The 15,954-nt window shown below is 70.6% G+C and carries 16 protein-coding genes; 9 read left to right on the top strand and 7 right to left on the bottom strand.

Annotation, left to right across the window (positions count from 1 at the left end):
• Positions 1 to 510 precede the first annotated feature (510 nt).
• A complete protein-coding gene (locus tag H030_RS39335; protein ID WP_155892231.1) occupies positions 511 to 1,560 on the top strand; it encodes a HEPN domain-containing protein in 1,050 nt (349 codons plus the stop codon).
• A 226-nt stretch (positions 1,561 to 1,786) separates the two neighbouring features.
• Here H030_RS39335 and H030_RS39330 read toward each other — a convergent pair whose 3' ends face one another.
• Positions 1,787 to 2,884 (bottom strand): YaaC family protein, encoded by a 1,098-nt coding sequence (locus H030_RS39330; protein WP_155892230.1) that lies wholly within the window; start codon positions 2,882 to 2,884, stop codon positions 1,787 to 1,789.
• A 315-nt stretch (positions 2,885 to 3,199) separates the two neighbouring features.
• Positions 3,200 to 3,583 carry a hypothetical protein gene (locus tag H030_RS39325; RefSeq protein ID WP_155892229.1) on the bottom strand — a complete coding sequence of 128 codons (384 nt, stop codon included), beginning with the start codon at positions 3,581 to 3,583 and terminating at the stop codon, positions 3,200 to 3,202.
• Between the two features lie 160 nt (positions 3,584 to 3,743).
• On the opposite strand from H030_RS39325, the gene H030_RS0123100 reads away from it, so the two are divergent.
• On the top strand, positions 3,744 to 4,160 hold the full coding sequence (locus H030_RS0123100) for a hypothetical protein (RefSeq protein ID WP_027007869.1): 417 nt from the start codon (positions 3,744 to 3,746) through the stop codon (positions 4,158 to 4,160).
• A gap of 467 nt (positions 4,161 to 4,627) precedes the next feature.
• Here the strand turns inward: H030_RS0123100 and H030_RS0123095 are convergent, their stop codons facing one another.
• The gene (locus H030_RS0123095; RefSeq protein ID WP_027007868.1) at positions 4,628 to 5,146 is read right to left on the bottom strand and encodes an MFS transporter; all 519 of its coding nucleotides are present in this window, start codon (positions 5,144 to 5,146) and stop codon (positions 4,628 to 4,630) included.
• A 24-nt stretch (positions 5,147 to 5,170) separates the two neighbouring features.
• Positions 5,171 to 7,288, bottom strand: coding sequence for an MMPL family transporter (locus tag H030_RS0123090; protein WP_196809243.1), 2,118 nt, complete (start codon positions 7,286 to 7,288; stop codon positions 5,171 to 5,173).
• A gap of 73 nt (positions 7,289 to 7,361) precedes the next feature.
• On the opposite strand from H030_RS0123090, the gene H030_RS34560 reads away from it, so the two are divergent.
• Together H030_RS34560 and H030_RS0123080 are read left to right on the top strand one after the other, a co-directional pair.
• Complete coding sequence (locus H030_RS34560; protein WP_035129325.1) at positions 7,362 to 7,844, top strand: MarR family transcriptional regulator; 483 nt, start codon at positions 7,362 to 7,364, stop codon at positions 7,842 to 7,844.
• A gap of 69 nt (positions 7,845 to 7,913) precedes the next feature.
• Positions 7,914 to 8,216 (top strand): hypothetical protein, encoded by a 303-nt coding sequence (locus tag H030_RS0123080; protein WP_027007866.1) that lies wholly within the window; start codon positions 7,914 to 7,916, stop codon positions 8,214 to 8,216.
• Between the two features lie 10 nt (positions 8,217 to 8,226).
• On the opposite strand, the gene H030_RS34555 is transcribed toward H030_RS0123080, so the two are convergent.
• Positions 8,227 to 9,150 carry an ArsA-related P-loop ATPase gene (locus tag H030_RS34555; RefSeq protein ID WP_051223526.1) on the bottom strand — a complete coding sequence of 308 codons (924 nt, stop codon included), beginning with the start codon at positions 9,148 to 9,150 and terminating at the stop codon, positions 8,227 to 8,229.
• An 83-nt stretch (positions 9,151 to 9,233) separates the two neighbouring features.
• Here H030_RS34555 and H030_RS34550 point away from each other — a divergent pair, with 83 nt between their 5' ends.
• Both H030_RS34550 and H030_RS34545 read left to right on the top strand, forming a co-directional pair.
• On the top strand, positions 9,234 to 9,965 hold the full coding sequence (locus H030_RS34550) for a phytoene/squalene synthase family protein (protein WP_196809242.1): 732 nt from the start codon (positions 9,234 to 9,236) through the stop codon (positions 9,963 to 9,965).
• Positions 9,962 to 11,119 carry an NAD(P)/FAD-dependent oxidoreductase gene (locus H030_RS34545; RefSeq protein ID WP_035129323.1) on the top strand — a complete coding sequence of 386 codons (1,158 nt, stop codon included), beginning with the start codon at positions 9,962 to 9,964 and terminating at the stop codon, positions 11,117 to 11,119. Before H030_RS34550 ends, H030_RS34545 begins: the two co-directional genes overlap by 4 nt.
• Here H030_RS34545 and H030_RS0123060 read toward each other — a convergent pair.
• Positions 11,116 to 11,907 carry a YsnF/AvaK domain-containing protein gene (locus H030_RS0123060; protein ID WP_027007865.1) on the bottom strand — a complete coding sequence of 264 codons (792 nt, stop codon included), beginning with the start codon at positions 11,905 to 11,907 and terminating at the stop codon, positions 11,116 to 11,118. The two genes, H030_RS34545 and H030_RS0123060, sit on opposite strands and share 4 nt — an antisense overlap.
• Before the next feature lie 195 nt (positions 11,908 to 12,102).
• Between H030_RS0123060 and H030_RS34540 the strand changes: the two genes are divergently transcribed.
• From H030_RS34540 to H030_RS34535, 3 genes are read left to right on the top strand one after another with little or no spacing between them, the layout of a single operon-like run.
• The gene (locus H030_RS34540) at positions 12,103 to 13,122 is read left to right on the top strand and encodes a YihY/virulence factor BrkB family protein (RefSeq protein ID WP_081691075.1); all 1,020 of its coding nucleotides are present in this window, start codon (positions 12,103 to 12,105) and stop codon (positions 13,120 to 13,122) included.
• A 3-nt stretch (positions 13,123 to 13,125) separates the two neighbouring features.
• Positions 13,126 to 13,476, top strand: a complete 351-nt coding sequence (locus tag H030_RS39840; protein WP_027007864.1) for a hypothetical protein — start codon at positions 13,126 to 13,128, stop codon at positions 13,474 to 13,476.
• 1 nt (position 13,477) lies between these two features.
• Entirely contained in the window at positions 13,478 to 14,056 is a 579-nt protein-coding gene (locus tag H030_RS34535; protein ID WP_051223524.1) for a PRC-barrel domain-containing protein, read from the top strand.
• A gap of 6 nt (positions 14,057 to 14,062) precedes the next feature.
• On the opposite strand, the gene H030_RS0123040 is transcribed toward H030_RS34535, so the two are convergent.
• On the bottom strand, positions 14,063 to 15,928 hold the full coding sequence (locus H030_RS0123040) for an amidohydrolase (protein ID WP_231398520.1): 1,866 nt from the start codon (positions 15,926 to 15,928) through the stop codon (positions 14,063 to 14,065).
• Between the last annotated feature and the right edge of the window lie 26 nt (positions 15,929 to 15,954).

Here is a 15,954-nt window from a genome sequence, read left to right as displayed (position 1 = left end):
ATACAGGAGGTTTGAGCGAACGAATACCGGGTAGTAGTGCGCGTCGCCTCGCACGAGTTGCCAGACAACAACCAACAGCGACCAATTGCCCGCAAGCCCAGACGTTCGCCGAGAACGCTTGTGCCGCCCATCGCACGAGTGGCGCACGTCAGATCTGAGCACCGAGGATCACCAGTCGTCTTCACCGATTCGCTCGGCGAATCGCCCCGGTCGGACTCGGTCTAGCGATCAAGGTTGACGCTCATTGACCGTCACCATTGGCGGTCACGTCGTCCACGCTGCTCTGCGCTGATTCTTCGTAGCGGGTGTCATGTCGGCTCAGGTGGCCATCATCTAGCGGATGATGGTCACTGATCGCACCAGAGCAGCCACGCACGCCGGAGAGGTGATGCGCGGAGAGTTCGCGCCGGCGAACAGCGACCTCGTCGTAGCAGGCACGCTGACCTGGACCCAAGACTCGAACTGATCGGCGACACGCGGGGCTGGCCGAGTGACTTCGGGTCACGTCACGTGATCCACGGCCTCATCGACGGCCGCGACGACGTGACGCTCTTGGACGCCATGACACGCAGCGTCGCTCTCGGCAACCGACCGACAACGTTCAGTGCCGGGACGCTCGGGCTCGGTGCCCACGTCGACGAAACAACCCGCTGGGCACGCGCGATCTACTCCACCATCAACCTCGCAGAATGGATCGGCAACACAGGTCTAGAGACTGTGCGTCCCGGTGCGCCAGACGACCCGAGAGGGATGCTGTGGCGCCGCCCTGCGCCCGTCAAGTTGAACCTACCGCGAGCCGTGGCCACCATTTCCGGGTTTGCCGACTTCGGTCCATCTGGGCCACCATCATGGTCGGTAACTACCGGGCAACGGCTCGTCCTCAACCTCCGGCGTCGTGCAACCGCCAGCGTCTTGTATTCGCGCTACGCGATCCCGCTGGTGTCGCTCTCCGCCTTCGCTGCCGACCGCCTCGACAGCGTGACCGAAGAGATCCTCCTGAATCCCGGAACCACCGAGCGCATCGAGCTCCTACGCAGCGGCCCTCGATACGCGGCAGAAGCGCGGCCGCGACGCGGTTTCCTGCTCCTAGCCAAGGAGCGCTCCTCCGTATCCGCGATGCTGACGCGATGGTGGAAGCTCCACCAGGACGTCTGGCCCGCTGTAGGCGTCTTTGCGGATCACATCGTCCAAGGCTCGACGTACTCCTCGTCGCGGTTCCTGACACTCCACGCAGCGATGGAGGGCTACTGCCGCGCCCGCTTTGGGAAGAAAGACTTCCGCCTCATGCGCGACTACGCAGCCGTGAACGTCAGCGCCCACGGCTGTACAAACAGGACCCTCGCATTGGTCGGCGCCACCCGCGACTACTTCTCGCACCTCAACTCCAACCACTACCTCCACTCCGACACCGAGGCAGCGATCCTCGACACCACCCGCCACGCCCACGCGCTCATGCAAGCGTGCCTGCTCCGCGAGCTCGGCTTCGGACCACGCCAAACCGAACGGCTGATGCAACGCCACCATCGCAACTGGCCGCTCCCCATCGCACCATCAAGCTGATTCGACGACTCAGAGCATCGGAAGTCTCGCGCCCGTCGCTTCGCGGCTAGTCGCTCCTATTAGGAGCTCCGGGTCACCCGCATCGAGAGCGCCGACCGACGATGACTACTGGCGTCCAGCTGAGACTCGCGGCTCCTGGAGCACAGACACAGCGGGTGGATGGTCCGGATTGATCGCGTGGGATGAGCCAATGCGGTGGCGCACCGCCACCGCCGCAGACACCGGGTCAAGTCGTTCTCAGGGCGCAAAAATCGTCGCCACGCTTACTCCGAACTCGATCGAATTCGGCGAGTTCCTCGGCGGAGAGCCGTGACCAGTACGACGTGAGGATCGGCAGCGATTTCGGCTTCTCCGGGAAGACGGCTTCCCACACGAGCGCGGCGACGGCATCCGGTGCGACATCAAGCAGCGCTTGTATGGGCACGGCGAGTCGTGAGCGGTCCGGATCAAGCGAGCTAACCCAAAGCGTCGGGTGGTATCGAGCGAAGATGGAAAGGGCGAATAGCAACGCCCACCACGACATCAGCGGGTGCATCGCATCGCTGTCCTCATTCACCGACGAGAGCAGCAAGGCGTCGTCATACAGGTCACCCCGGGTCCGCGACAGCCGCCCTCTTAGCTCATCTTCGACTTGGTTGCCGGCAGGATCCCAGGACGCGGTCGCAACGTGCTTCACATTCTCGAAGTGGCCGAAGCCCCAAGAATCATCGATGCTGGCCGCGTCGGGAACGCGCGGATAACGAGAACCACTTATCTCCTTAGGGTCCACCGATCTGCGCGGCCGACGAGCGGTCGAATAAAGCGACATGCCGACCCGCTTATCGTGGACTCCAAGGCACGCCAGCAGTGGGGGACACCAAGAGCTGTCTAGGTCATGGTCGAGGAGATCACTCGCCCCGGGTGTGGAAGTCCAGATCGAGCCGAGCGACGCGGAGCCGGTGAATGCGGGAGAGCCGAGCGCCGCGGCGACAGCGCCAAACGCATCATCACCATGTTTGGTGGCAACTCGGCGAATCCGGCGATCGAGTAGTCCAACGGTTGCGTCGCCGCTGCGATGCTCGCCGAGACCGTGACCGTTGACGATTGGGGTATCGCCAAAAGCCGCCACAAGCGCGCGGCCGGCCTGGCTCAGCGCGTAGAACAGCGGGACAGGGCGTCCTGCGTGTCCCGCAGCCTCCGAAGATGTCAGGAGATCCTCGAACTGTCGAAGCGCCGCCGAGTACAAGACACCACGCTCTGGATCCTCACCGGCCCGACCTGGCTTGACTGCACGAGTCTTGCGAATATCCAGACGGTAAGCCTGAGCCGGTGTAAGCGAAGTCACACGCGGAGTCTTGCGCTCGGGGCGGTCGTTCGTCAGCGTCCGCGCTCCGCCGCTTCATCTCCTCGTCGTTCTGCCCCGCCTCCACCCAACGCGTCGCCGGCTCTGGCGACCACTCCGGCTGAACCGAGCTGCACGATGAAGGCGTCCGCGCACGCCAGAATTCGAGCGTCTCGCGTTGAGAACCGGTGACTACTGCCGGAGTCTCTACGCTGCGGCCATCGGCCGCCTGGACTTTAGGTGTCTCATCCGCGTGGCCGTGCGAGATCTCGGAGCGGGAGTCGCACGGCACTGCGTCATGCCCCAACTTCCTCCGACCTAGCCCCCTGACGGCTTCCGGAGTTCGTCGTGGAGGCGCTCGCGAACGCGCCGCATGAGTGCCGTCCCGGCGAAGCGGTCGAGCCAGCCAAGGACGCCGATGTACGACCACAGCGTGTGGGACGTGTGGCCGCTCTCGGCGCGTCCGTGCCGGATGTCGTTGCCGGTGTCGTTGAAGACTCCTGCGAGCAGGAAGATGCTGAAGCTGGTACCGACCTCCAAGCCACCATCTGGCCGCAGAAGGACGTTGACGCCTTTCGCATGCAACCCCGGCGGCCGCTTGGAGTTGACGAGCTGGCGCTCCGCGTTGATGACGCCCGCTTGACTGGCGGTCGGCCACAACGCTCCTTCGAGACCGGCAAGTAGATGACGGCAGGCGTACACATCGCCACGCTGGACCCCGGCAAAGCCGCGGGCGAGGTCCTCCCGTTGAGGTCCGCCCAGGTGAGGAGCGCTCGCGACCGCCTCTGACGCGAGACCGACGAGCGAGTTTGTCGTTCATCACGCACGCGGCAACGAGCGGCTCGATGTCTATCGGACGCTCGTGCATCAGCATCCGGACAGTCGAGACGGGGAGGTCTCTCAGAACGAAGAACTCGGGCCGCTGCGCGAGGTCGTCAAGCTCGCGCCGGAGATCCCTGAGGGTCTCCTCGACGGTCTCGCCTACGGCGCTGACGACATCAACGATGTCTGCCCCACCCACGGCATGGTGGACACGTGCGTTCAGGCTCTCAGAGCCATCGAAGAGCGACCGCACGAACCCAAAGAAGCCTTGTGCGGGTTCTTGTTCGCGGAAGACCTCGTGACGCTCCAACGCCCGCGCGAGCGCGTCGCTCGTTGTGATCTGCGCAGCGTCCGCCGCTGGGACTCCGGATGTCTCCGCAAGCATGGTCAACATCACCGCGCGATCCGCTTCAGACAGCGACGCAGCCTCGGCGTAGGTGAGGTGGCGGCCGCGTAGGACCGCTTCGTCGGTGTCGAACTCGCGAACGATCACCGCGTGGCTGATGAGCGCATTCGCGAACCCGGCGGGGTCCGGCGAGCCGGGCAGAAGGAACTTCTCGCGAAGGACCCGTAGCGTGCCGGGTCCGCGGCGCGCGGTCTCGGCAATCCGGCCATCAGAGAGGACCCGATGCATCTACCTCGGCAGCATGGCGGACCAAGACGACAACTGCCACTCGCAGACCAGGCGTGGAAGCAATTTGGAAGCAACGGACCGCATCAGCGCGCAGCAGGACATCACCGGCGCACCCCCAATCCCCACTGTTCTCAGGCCTGAGAGGCAGAACGCAGTACAACGCAGGCGCCTGCCCCCTCTTCACACGCGAGAGGTCGCAGGTTCGAAACCCGCCGCGCCCATCATCCGGAAGCCCCGCAGATGCGGGGCTTCCGTCGTTCCGGGGCCGCGCGTCGCGGGGACGCAGCGGCTCACTCGGCGAACTCGTCCTCGCGGGCCTTGCGGGGCAGCAGGAACGTGAGGGCGAGGAAGGCTAGGAGCAGTGGGGCTTGGATGAGGAGGGCGTGGTGGTAGCCGGCGGTGGCGGTGCCGGTCTTGATCGCGCCGAAGAAGGCCGAGCCGACGGCCGCGACGCCGACCGAGCCGCCGATCGACTGGACGGCGGAGAGCACGCCGGAGGCTGAGCCGACCTCGTCGTCGTCGACGGCGGCCAGGATGAAGGTGAACAGCGCCGCGATGACGAGGCCCGCGCCGATCCCGGAGAGCACGGCGCCGGGCACGAGCGACCAGATCGAGAAGGCGCCGTCGCGGTCGAGCCCGATCCAGATCGCCGCGGCGCCGGCGAGCTGGACGAGCGCGCCGACCTGCAGGACCGGGCGCCCGACGCGTTCGGCCAGCACCGCCCCGGACAGACCACCGCCGATCATCGTGCCGACGGCCAGCGGCAGGTTCCCGAGCCCGGCCTGCCCCGCGCTATAGCCACCGGCCACGCACGGTTGACCGCTGGGTGATCATCAGCGCTCCGCGCCCTCAACTGCAACGCCGACCCGGGGCGAGCTTGGCCACCAGAACCGGTGCCCGACGAGGGTGACCATCGCCGGCACCAGCACGGTGCGGACGAGCAGGGTGTCCAGGAGGATGCCGAAGCCGACGACGATCCCCAGCTGGGTCAGCGTGATGATCGGCAGGACGCCGAGCACGGTGAAGACCGCGGCGAGCAGGATCCCGGCGCTGGTGATCACGCCGCCGGTGCTCGCCAGGGCGGTGACGACCGACCCGCGCGTGGACTCGGTCCGGGCCTCCTCCCGCGTGCGGGTGATGAGGAAGATGTTGTAGTCCACGCCCAAGGCCACCAGGAACAGGAAGCTCAACAATGGCACGGGCAGATCGATCCCGGGGAAGCCGAAGACGTGGTCGAACGCCCACGTGGAGGCGCCGAGCGCCGCGGCCCAGCTGATGATGTTCGACAGCGTCAGGAGCACGGCGGCGACGATCGAGCGCAGCAGCGCGACGAGCACCAGCAGGACCACGGCCAGGACGAGCGGGACGATCAGCAGGCGATCGGCCGCGGCGGCGTCCTTCTTGTCGAGGTCCGACGCGTCCTGGCCGCCGACCCTGCCGTCGCCGGGAGCGGCGCCGAGGCGATGGCGCAGGTCCTTGATGGTGGAGAACGCCGCGGCACTGCCCGGCTCGGCCTTCAGCTGGGCGTCGAGCTGCGCCAGCCCGCCGCCCTGGGCGCCGGGGCTGACCCGGGCGACGCCCGGCGTCTGGCGCGCGACGCGCGTCACGTCCTGGACGGCGTCGGCCCGGACGACGATCGCCGCCGGCTCGCTGGAGCCGGGGCCGAACGTGCGGGCGATCGTCTCCTGCCCGCGCACCGAGTCGGGACGGTCGCGCAGCTGCTGGGACTGCGACAGCCCGGTGCTCGCGCCGATGCTGCCGAGGGCGAGCACGACGAGCAGCGCGACGCTGGCGATCGTGACGGGCACCGGCCGGCCCGTGACCGCCGTGCCGATCCGGGCCCAGAAGCCGGTGCGCGCCGGGTCGGGATCGCCGTACTCCGGGACCAGCGGCCAGAACAGCCTGCGGCCGAAGAGCAGCAGCGCAGGCGGCAGCAGGCCGAGGACGAAGACGACGGCGGTGACGATGCCCAGCGCGCCGGCCAGGCCGATGTTGCGATCGAAGGGCAGGTGGGCGAGCGCCAGCGTCGACAGGCTCAGCGCCACCGTGCTCGAGCTGGCCAGGATCGCCGGCGCGGCGTGCCCGAGCGCGGCGCGCATCGCCTCGTGGCGCTCCTCGTGGCGGCGCAGCTCTTCGCGATAGCGAGCGATCAGCAGCAGTGCGTAGTTCGTGCCCGCCCCGAAGACCAGGACCGAGACGATGCCGGTGGTGGCGCCGTCGGCGACCAGGCCGGCCTCACGGCTGAGGATCGCCAGCAGCGCGGAGACCACGCGGTCGGCGAGCGCGATGACGGTCAGCGGCACCAGCCACAGCCACGGGCTGCGGTAGGTGATCAACAACAACAACGCGACGACCAGCGCGGTCACCCCCAGCAGCAGGCCGTCGGCGCCGTCGAAGACGTTGGCGAGGTCGACCTGGAAGCCGGCCGGGCCGGTGACCTGGGCGCGCGCACCGTCGGGCAGGTCGTCGGTGACCTGCCTGCGGATCGCCTTGACCTGCTGGTTCAGGCGATCGGCGGCCGGGCCGTCGGCCCCGCTGGGCACCGAGGGCAACGGGACGCTCAGCAGCGCCGCCCTGTCGCCCGGCGCGAAGACCGGGGCGGCGACCTTCCCGCCCTCGGCGATCCTCGCGAGCGCGCGGCGATCCTGGTCGATCTTCCTGCGCTCAGCCCCACCCAGCGCACCGTCGGAGCGGCTGTAGACCACGATCGCCGGCTGCTGGCGCGCCTGCGGCAGGCGCTCCTGGAGCCGCACGACCGCGGTCGACTCCGCGCCCGACGGCATGCCGGACGTCGGGTCGTCGCTCGACGCCGCCGCACCACCCAGCCCGAGCAGGATCGCCGAGACCACGATCCCGACCCCCAGCGGGATCAGCTTGCTGCGCCTCCCGGTCAGAGCGGCCACCACGGCGGCGAGCGGTGCGGGCAGCGACATGCGGCTGGACTGGAGCATCCAGGTAGTTCTACCATAGAACTATTCTACCTTCGAACTTCCACGCGCCAGCATGAACGACGACACTTCACGGGTGCCCGCACGCGCCAACGACGCCGATCACCCGGCCCTTCTGCAGCTCCTGCGCCAGCAATCCGAGGAGGCGATCCGCTTCTCCGCGGTCTTCGGAGAGCGCCACGGCCTGCACCAGACCGACGTCGCCGCGCTGGCCGCGATCGCCCAGGCCGCAGCGGCCGACGCGCCGCTCGGCCCCGCGGCGCTGGCCGGCACCCTGCACCTCAGCCGTCCCGCCACCACCGCGCTGCTGGACCGCCTCGAGCACGCCGGCCACATCGTCCGGCGCCCCGACCCCACCGACCGGCGCCGCACGACCGTGGAGCTCCAGCCCGCCGCCTCCGAGCTCGCCGCCGCGTTCTTCGGCCCGCTGGGCGCCGCCTACGAGCAGGCCATGAGGCGCTACTCGGCCAAGGACCTGCGGATCGTCGCGGCGTTCATCCAGGACATCATCGACGCGACCGTCACGACCCGCAGCCGGCTCGCCGAGACCGCCGACTGAGCCGCCCAGCCCCGGACCACCACCCGACCACGGCGTGATCTCCACGGCGCCGGGCGCCGGTACTCCTACATGAACAGCGAACAGCGCGACGACGACCACCGCGACGATCCGATCTACGGCGCGGGGACAGAGTCCGAGAGCGCCGGCGGGTATGCCGAAGACCGCCAGGCCGAGCATGACGGCGGGCCGCGCGACCGTGGCTCGAAGGAGCCGCTCGGGCCGCTGACGCCCGACGACGACGTGCCGCTCGGCGACACCGCCGAGGCCCACGACGAGATCACCGAGCACGACCTGCCCAAGGGCCATCCGGGCCGCGCCGCCGTCGCCCGCCAAGCCGGTGAAGGCGAGAAGACGACGCGCGCCACCTCGTGAGCCTGCGCCGCTAGCCCAGCGCGGCGAGGCGCGTGGCGAACGCGCCGACGTCCTCGCTGCGCAGCTCCGGACCGAACACGAACGGCAGCGTCGCGATCCGCGCGCGGGCGTCACGCCGCAGGCGCGCGAGGTGGCGCTGCTGGGTCCGGACGCCCTCGGTCGCGGCCGCCGCGGCCCGGCGGACCGACGGCGCGGCGCCGTCGAGATCGTCGATGCGACCGGCCTCGGCGGTCGTCAACCGGCGCGACCACAGGCCGTTGACGACGATCGCGTCGAGGTCGCGGCCGAGGTCCGCGGCCAGCGCCGCCTCGAGCTCGAGCGTCTCGTTGACCGGCAGCTCGGCGGCCAGCGCGACGGCCACGAGCCGCGTGCGCGCGGGATCGCCGAGCGCCGCGGCGACGGCCCGCGCCTGCGACGCGATCGGCCCGATTCGCGCGAGCCCGGCGTACGTGCCCGGCACGCGCAGCATCCCGAGGCCGTGGCCGGACGCGGGCGCGTCGAGCACGACGGTGTCGTACGGACGCTCCCCGCGCCGCCAGCGCTTCGCCGCGCCGAGCTCCCACGCCTTCGTGATCGCCACCAGCTCGCGCGCCCCCGGCGCGGCGCCCACGAACGCCGAGAACGCGCCCGAGCGCACCAGCGGCGCGGCGATCGCTCGCGGGACCTGCGCCTCGAGCCACTCGCGCAGCGCGGCGTCCGGGTCGATCGACGTCGCCCAAAGGCCGGGCGCGACCTGACGCACGGTCCCGGCGGCGACCGCCTGCGCGCCCGGTTCCAGCACGCGCGGGATCTGCGCCTGGCCGCCGACCTCGCAGACGATCGTCCGCCGGCCCTGCCGTGCGGCGCCCAGCGCCAGCGCGGCGGCCACGGTCGTGCGACCGGTTCCGCCCTTGCCCATGACCACGACCAGCTCGCTGGCGTAGCGTTCGCTCATCCGTTCACGCGAAGGGTACGTAGCAGGACACAGTGGGGAGCACGGAGAGCACGGACACGGCAGCGGCGTACAAGCGGTGCGCGGTGCTTCAGCGCCGCCACGACCCGACGTTCAACCTGGCCACGCGGGCCTTGGGCCCCGACGTGCGCCCGGCCGTCTACGCCCTCTACGGATTCCTGCGCGGCGCCGACGAGCTGGTCGACGGACCGGCGGCGCTGGACGAGACGCCCGACGAGCGGCGCGCCGCCCTGTCGGCGTGGCAGCGCGCGCTGGCCGACGGTGTCGCGGCCGGCGCCAGCGACCACCCGGTGATCGGCGCGCTGGTCGACGCGGGCCGGCGCCACGACCTCCCGCTCGGCGAGCTCGACGTCTACATGGACTCGATGCGCGTCGACTGCGAGCCCCACGTGCGGCTGCAGACCCGCGGCGCGCTCGACACCTACATGAACGGCAGCGCCGCCGCGGTCGGGCGCGTCATGGCCCCGCTGATCGGCGTGCCCGCCGCCCAGCGCGAGGACGTCGCGCGGCTGGGCGTCGCCTTCCAGCTGACGAACTTCCTGCGCGACGCCCACGAGGACTTCGCGATGGACCGCGTCTACCTCCCGGGCCTGGACGAGGAGGCGCTCGCGGAGGGCCGGCCGCTGGCCGCGCCGGGCGACGAGGTCCGCCGCGCCGGCGAGCTGTTCCGGGACTCGGCGCGCGCCGTCCTCGGCGCCTGCACGCCGCGGGCGCGGCCCGGGATCGCGCTGGCGACGACGTTCTACCGTCGCGTCCACCTCGCCCGCATCCAGCGCCACGGCCTCGTCGCGCCGTGACGACGCGCGCCACCGCCCGCGGCGCGCAGCGCACGTCGCTGGACGGCGAGCGCGCCGACGTGATCGTCTGCGGCGCGAGCTTCGCCGGGCTCGCCGTCGCGCGCGAGCTGGCGCGGAGCGCCGGAGGCGCCGCCGACGTCCTGGTCCTCGATCGCTACGCGATCGGCGAGCGCGCGACGTCGGCGTGCGCGATCCCGACGCCGTGGATGGCGGCGATGGGCGTGCAGGACGCCGCGCGCCAGGAGCTGCCGGGCATGTCGTTCACGACGCCCCGCGGCGGCCGCGTCCGCTACCGGCTGCCGTGGTCCTGGACGGCCTTCGACTACCCGGAGCTCTGCCGCCTGCTGTGGGCGCAGTGCGGGAGCGCGCGCTTCGAGACCGCGGTCGTGACGGGCCGCACCGGCGACACGGTCCACACCGACCGCGGGGACGTGAGCGCGCCGCTGCTCGTCGACGCCGCGGGTTGGCGCCGCGTCCTCGGCGACCCGCACGTCCAGCCGCCGGAGGCGACGCTGAGCCGCGGCCTCGAGGTCCATCCGCACGACGCCGGCGGCACCGACCTCGACGTCTGGCTGGACCGCGACCTGATCCGCCGCGGCTACGGCTGGAGCGTCCCCGCCGCCGGCGAGCGCCGCGTCGGGACGTTGTCCTACAACCCGCACGACCACGTCAAGGAGCCGACCCGCGCGCTGGCGCGCGACCTCGGCGTGGAGACCGTGCGCTACCAGGGCAACTGGTTCCCGCACGCGCTGCGCGAGGCCACGATCGACGGCGCGTTCTGCGTCGGCGACAGCGCCGGGCACTGCTTCCCGCTCTCGGGCGAGGGCATCCGGACCGCCTTCTACTTCGGGATCGCCTGCGGCCGCGAGCTGGCCGCCGTGCTCGACGGGCGCCAGGATCGCGACGCCGCCCTGCGCCGCTACGCCGCCTTCCACGAGGACCACCGGCCGGCCTTCCGCCGCGCCGCGCGGCTGCAACGGCTGATCCCGGCGCTGCCGCCGCCCGTCCTGGCGCTCGCGCTGCGCGCCATCGGCGCGCAGCCGCTGGTCGACCGCGCGTTCGGCTGGTACCTGCGCCAGGCGCATCCCGCGGCGGCCGCCGCCGCGCCCAAGCTCAGCGCGCGGCGGGCGTCGCCCGGGCCGCACCCGCTCTAGCGCTCTTCGTCGGCGCCTTCGGTGTCGATGCGCTCCTTGCGGACCTTGCCGGACACGGTCTCCTCGTCGGTGACGGTGTCCTTCGACATGCGCACGCGCTCCTTGGCGACGGCGCGCGTCTCCACGACGGGCTCCTCGGCGTGGAGGACGACCTCGTGCTCCTCCTCGGAGATCTCCGGGCCGTCGAGGGCCTGATCGGCGTTGGCCTCCGTGATCGGCTCGCGCTCGACGCGGACCTCCTCGCGCTGAACGGGGACGGTCGTCTCGACGTCCTCGGTGACGACGTACTTGCGCAGGCGCGCACGGCCGCTCTCGCGGGACGTCGTCCCGACCCGCAGCTCCTCCTCCGAGCGCGTCATCGCGTCGTCGGTGTCCGGACCGGACGTGTCGTGGCCGGCACCCTCGCGGTCGAAGCGGGCCTCGCGATCGGTGCCGCCCATGAGGCTCTCGTGGTCCTGGCCGTCGTACTCCGAGTAGCTCAGCTGGTAGTGCTCGAAGATGCGCCGCTCCTCCTCGGGCGAGAGCTCGCCGTCGGCATCGACGTTGGGCGCGTCCTTGACCTGGTCCTTGGTGTACGGGACCGAGACGTCGTCTCCGGCGCCCTGGGCCTGCTCGATCGGGACGAACGAGACGTTGGACCCGAACAGGCCCGTCTTGATCGCCAGGAACTTCGGCTCGCCGGTCTCGCGGTCGGCGTAGATCTCGTCGATCTTGCCGATCTTGCCGCCGCCGTCGCCGCTGACGAGCTGCTGGCCGCGCCAGGCCTGGACATCCGTGGTCGTACGCATTGCTCTCGCTCCTCGAAATCGTTTGCTGTTTCCGAGGGCTAGCCGCGGCGCTGCGGAACGAAACGAGACATATGCGCCAACTACGTGAAGTGAGACACAATGTCCTCCTTGATGTCCATTTCGCCTGAATTAACGCGGATTGGAAAGCAAGACATCCGTGGTACTCGATCGCTCCGATCGGGCATCAAACAGGACATGGGACGAGAGATCTCCGAGCAGCGCTTCGCGCGCGGCAGCGCCTCCATCGACGCGAACGACCGCGAGGACGCGGACCGGAACGAGCGACGCGACGCGCCCGACGACCCGACCGACCTGTCGGGCCGCACGTGGTGGGCCGTGCTCAAGCGCACGCTCAAGGAGTTCAAGCGCGACAACATCACCGACTGGGCCGCGGCGCTGACCTACTACGGCGTGCTGGCGATCTTCCCGGCCATCATCGCGCTGGTCTCGATCATCGGCCTGATCGGCCCGTCGGCGACCCAGCCGATCCTCGACAACCTCGCCAGGCTCACGCCCGGCCCGGCCAACGACATCCTGTCGGGCGCCGTCAAGCAGGTCGCCGGCTCGCGCGGAGGTGCCTCGGTGGCGTTCATCGTGGGCATCGCGCTGGCGATCTGGAGCGCGTCCGGGTACGTCGGCGCCTTCGCGCGCGCCTCCAACGCGATCTACGAGGTGCCCGAGGGCCGGCCGTTCTGGAAGCTGCGCCCGATGCAGCTGATCGTCACCACCGTGATGATCTTCCTGCTCGCCGCGTGCGCGATCGCCGTCGTCGTGACCGGCCCGGTCGCAAAGCAGCTCGGCGACGTCGTCGGCGCCGGCTCGGCCGCCGTCACCGCGTGGGACATCGCCAAGTGGCCGATCATCGCGCTGGTCGTCACCCTGATGCTGTCGGTCCTCTATTACGCCTCGCCCAACGTCAAGCAGCCGGGCTTCAAGTGGATCACGATCGGCGGCGTCGTCGCGCTGGTGATCCTGCTCGTCGCCTCCGCCCTCTTCGCCGTCTACGTGGCGAGCTTCAGCTCCTACAACAAGACCTACGGCGCGCTGGGCGGCGTCATCGCGTTCTTGGTGTGGTTGTGGATCGCCAACATCTCCGTGCTGCTCGGCGCCGAGCTCAACGCCGAGCTGGAGCGCGGCCGCGAGCTGGAAGCCGGCCTGCCCGCCCACGACGAGCTGCAGGCCGAGCTCCGTGACGACCGCAAGATCAAGGACTAGAACATGAGCACCATCGCCTACATCATCATCGCCGTCATCGTCCTCGCGCTGCTCGTGATGGCGATCCTCGCCGTGCGCCGCAGGCTCGACGATCGCCGCCGCCAGCACCATGTCGAGGCGCGGGCCCGCGTCTCGGAGGCCGGGCGGCTGCAGCAGGTCGCCGGCACCGAGCAGGAGCAGGCCAAGCGCGCCGATAGGCTCGCCGCCGACGAGCGCAGGGAGGCCGACGAGCACCTGCGCCGCTCGCGCCGCGCCGCGAAGGAGGCCGAGGCCCACCGCGACGCCGCCGAGGACGCGACGCGCCAGGCCACCACCCACCGCGCACGCGCCGAGAAGATCGACCCCGAGCGCTGAGATGGCCGACCACGACCTCACGACCCTGCTCGACTGGCGCGGCCGCACCGTCCTGGACCGCAAGGGCGAGACCATCGGCAAGCTCGGCGACCTCTACCTCGACGAGGCCACCGACCAGGCGGCATACGCCGGCGTGCGCACCGGCCTCTTCGGCCGCTACGAGTCGATCGTCCCGCTGGCCCGCGTGACCGAGCGCGACGGCGACCTCGTCGTCCCCTACGACTCCGAGCTCGTCCGCGACGCGCCGAACATCGACCCCGACGCGAGCCTGGACGATGCCGAGCAGGAGCGCCTCGCCCGCCACTACGGGACCGCCCGCGCCGCGCCACCGGAAGACGCCGGCGACGACGGCGACGGCGACGACGGCGCGGAGATGGTCCGCTCCGAGGAGGAGGTCGTGACGGGCACGACCGAGATGCGGCCGGCCGAGCGCGTGCGGCTGCGCAAGGTCCTCGTCACCGACCACGTCAGGAAGACCGTGCCGGTCCGCCGCGAGGAGATCCGGCTGGAGACCGACCCGCCGCCCGAAGGGACGATCGAGCGCGTCGACGACGCCGGTCCCGCCGCCGACGCGCCCTGATCACGCTCAGCGGGCGGCCGTGTACACCGTCCTGCCGCCGACGATCGTGCGCAGCACCTTGGTGTCGGAGATCCTGCTCGACGGGATCTTCAGGAGGTTCTGGCTCAACACCACCATGTCGGCGAGCTTGCCGCGCTCCAGCGAGCCGGTCTCCCGGTCGGCGCCCAGCGCGTAGGCGCCGTTGATGGTGAACATGCGCAGCGCCGCCTTGATCGGGACGCCCGGGACCTTGCCGAGCGGCCCGGCGTACTGGCCGCCGAGGTCGCCGCGGCGGGTGACCAGGACCTCCATCGAGAAGAACTGGTCGAGCTTGTCGACCGGCCAGTCGCTGCCCTGCGCGACGATCGCGCCGTGGCGGTAGAGGGTCCCCTCGGGCTCCATGCGGTTGAAGCGCGCCGGGCCGAGGTAGTCCTTGGCCGCGTCGATCGAGTCGAACGCCGGCTTGGCCCACTGGAAGCCCATGTCGGCGGTGACGTCGAGCTGCTTGAAGCGGTCGTAGTCGGCCGGGTCGACCATCTCGGCGTGCGCGATCTGCAGCCGGACGCCGTCGTACTTGGGGAACCTGCGCACGTAGGCGTAGGCGTCGAGCGTGTGGCGGACGGCGCGGTCGCCGATCGCGTGGATCTCGGGCGAGATCCCCGCCTTCGCAAGGGCCAGGACCAACTTCTTCAACACGGGCAGCTTGATGTAGGGGTCGGGTCCGCTGCTCGGGCCGGGCTGCCAGTCGGGCGCCGCGTCGGTGCCCTTGTTGACCAGGTAGGGCTTCAGCAGGCTCGCGGTCTGCGCCGGCCACTGCAGGACGCCGTCCTGGAAGATCTCGCCGGAGTCGTGCACCGTGATGCCCGCGCGCGGCGCCAGCGGGCCGTCGTCGAACTGCCTGCGGATCGCCAGGACGCTCCGGACCGCCTTGGCCGGATCGTTGGCCGCCGACGTCTCGATGTCCGGCGCCATGAACATGCGCGTCGTCAACTTGTCGTCCTTGGCGAGCGTGTCATAGGCCTTGATGCCGGCCGTGTTGATCGACTGCGGCGAGACCGTCGTCAGCCCCTGTGCGCGCATCGCGGTCAGCGAGGCGGTCGCGGAGCTGAGCGTGTCGGCCGCCGTCGGCGCCGGCGTGGCGACGAGGCCGCCCGCGGCGTCCTCGAGGATGCCGGTCGGCTGCCCGTCGGCGCCCTTGATGACCCTGCCGCTGACCGGGTCCGGGGTCGCGGCGGTGATCTTCGCGTCGGCCAGCGCGCGCGAGTTCAGCAGCTGCGTGTGGCCGTCGGTCGACATCACGACGATCGGCCGCTTCGTGCTGAGCGCGTCCAGGTCGGTCTTGCTGACCTGCGTGCCCGACGGCCGCATCGCCTGGCGGTACCAGTTGGTGACCTGGAGGTAGCCGTCGGGCTCCTTGTCCTTGGTCCTGTCCAGGCAGGCCTGGATCCGCTGCTGGAACTGCGCGACGGTCAGCGGCGCGTAGTCGAGGTCGCACGCGAGCAGCTGCGTGCCGCCGTCGATCGCGTGGTCGTGGGCGTCGACGAGGCCCGGCATGACCATCCGGCCCTTCAAGTCGATGACCTTGGTCTGGTGCGAGATGTAGGCCTTGACGCCGCGGTCGCTGCCGACGTAGGCGATCCGCCCGTTGCGGATCGCGACGGCCTGCGCGACCGAGTTGGTGTGGTCGACCGTCGCCACGTAGCCGTGGCGCAGGACGGTGTCGGCCGGCTTCGGCGCGGCCGCCTGCGCGGCGCCCGGCAGCGCCACCGCGGCGCAGCCTGCGACGGCAAGCGCGCGGGCCATCGCGGCGCTGCGCGGCAGGGCGAGGGCGCGACTCGGCACGGCGCGGTTCGGCACCGCGCGACTCGGCTCAGCGAGCGATCGTCGTCTCATCTTGCAGCTCCTCCTCAGGATTGGAC

Origin of the sequence: Conexibacter woesei Iso977N, from assembly GCF_000424625.1 — a bacterium.
GTDB lineage: Bacteria > Actinomycetota > Thermoleophilia > Solirubrobacterales > Solirubrobacteraceae > Baekduia > Baekduia woesei_A.
This window is presented reverse-complemented; position numbering and strand designations above follow the sequence as displayed.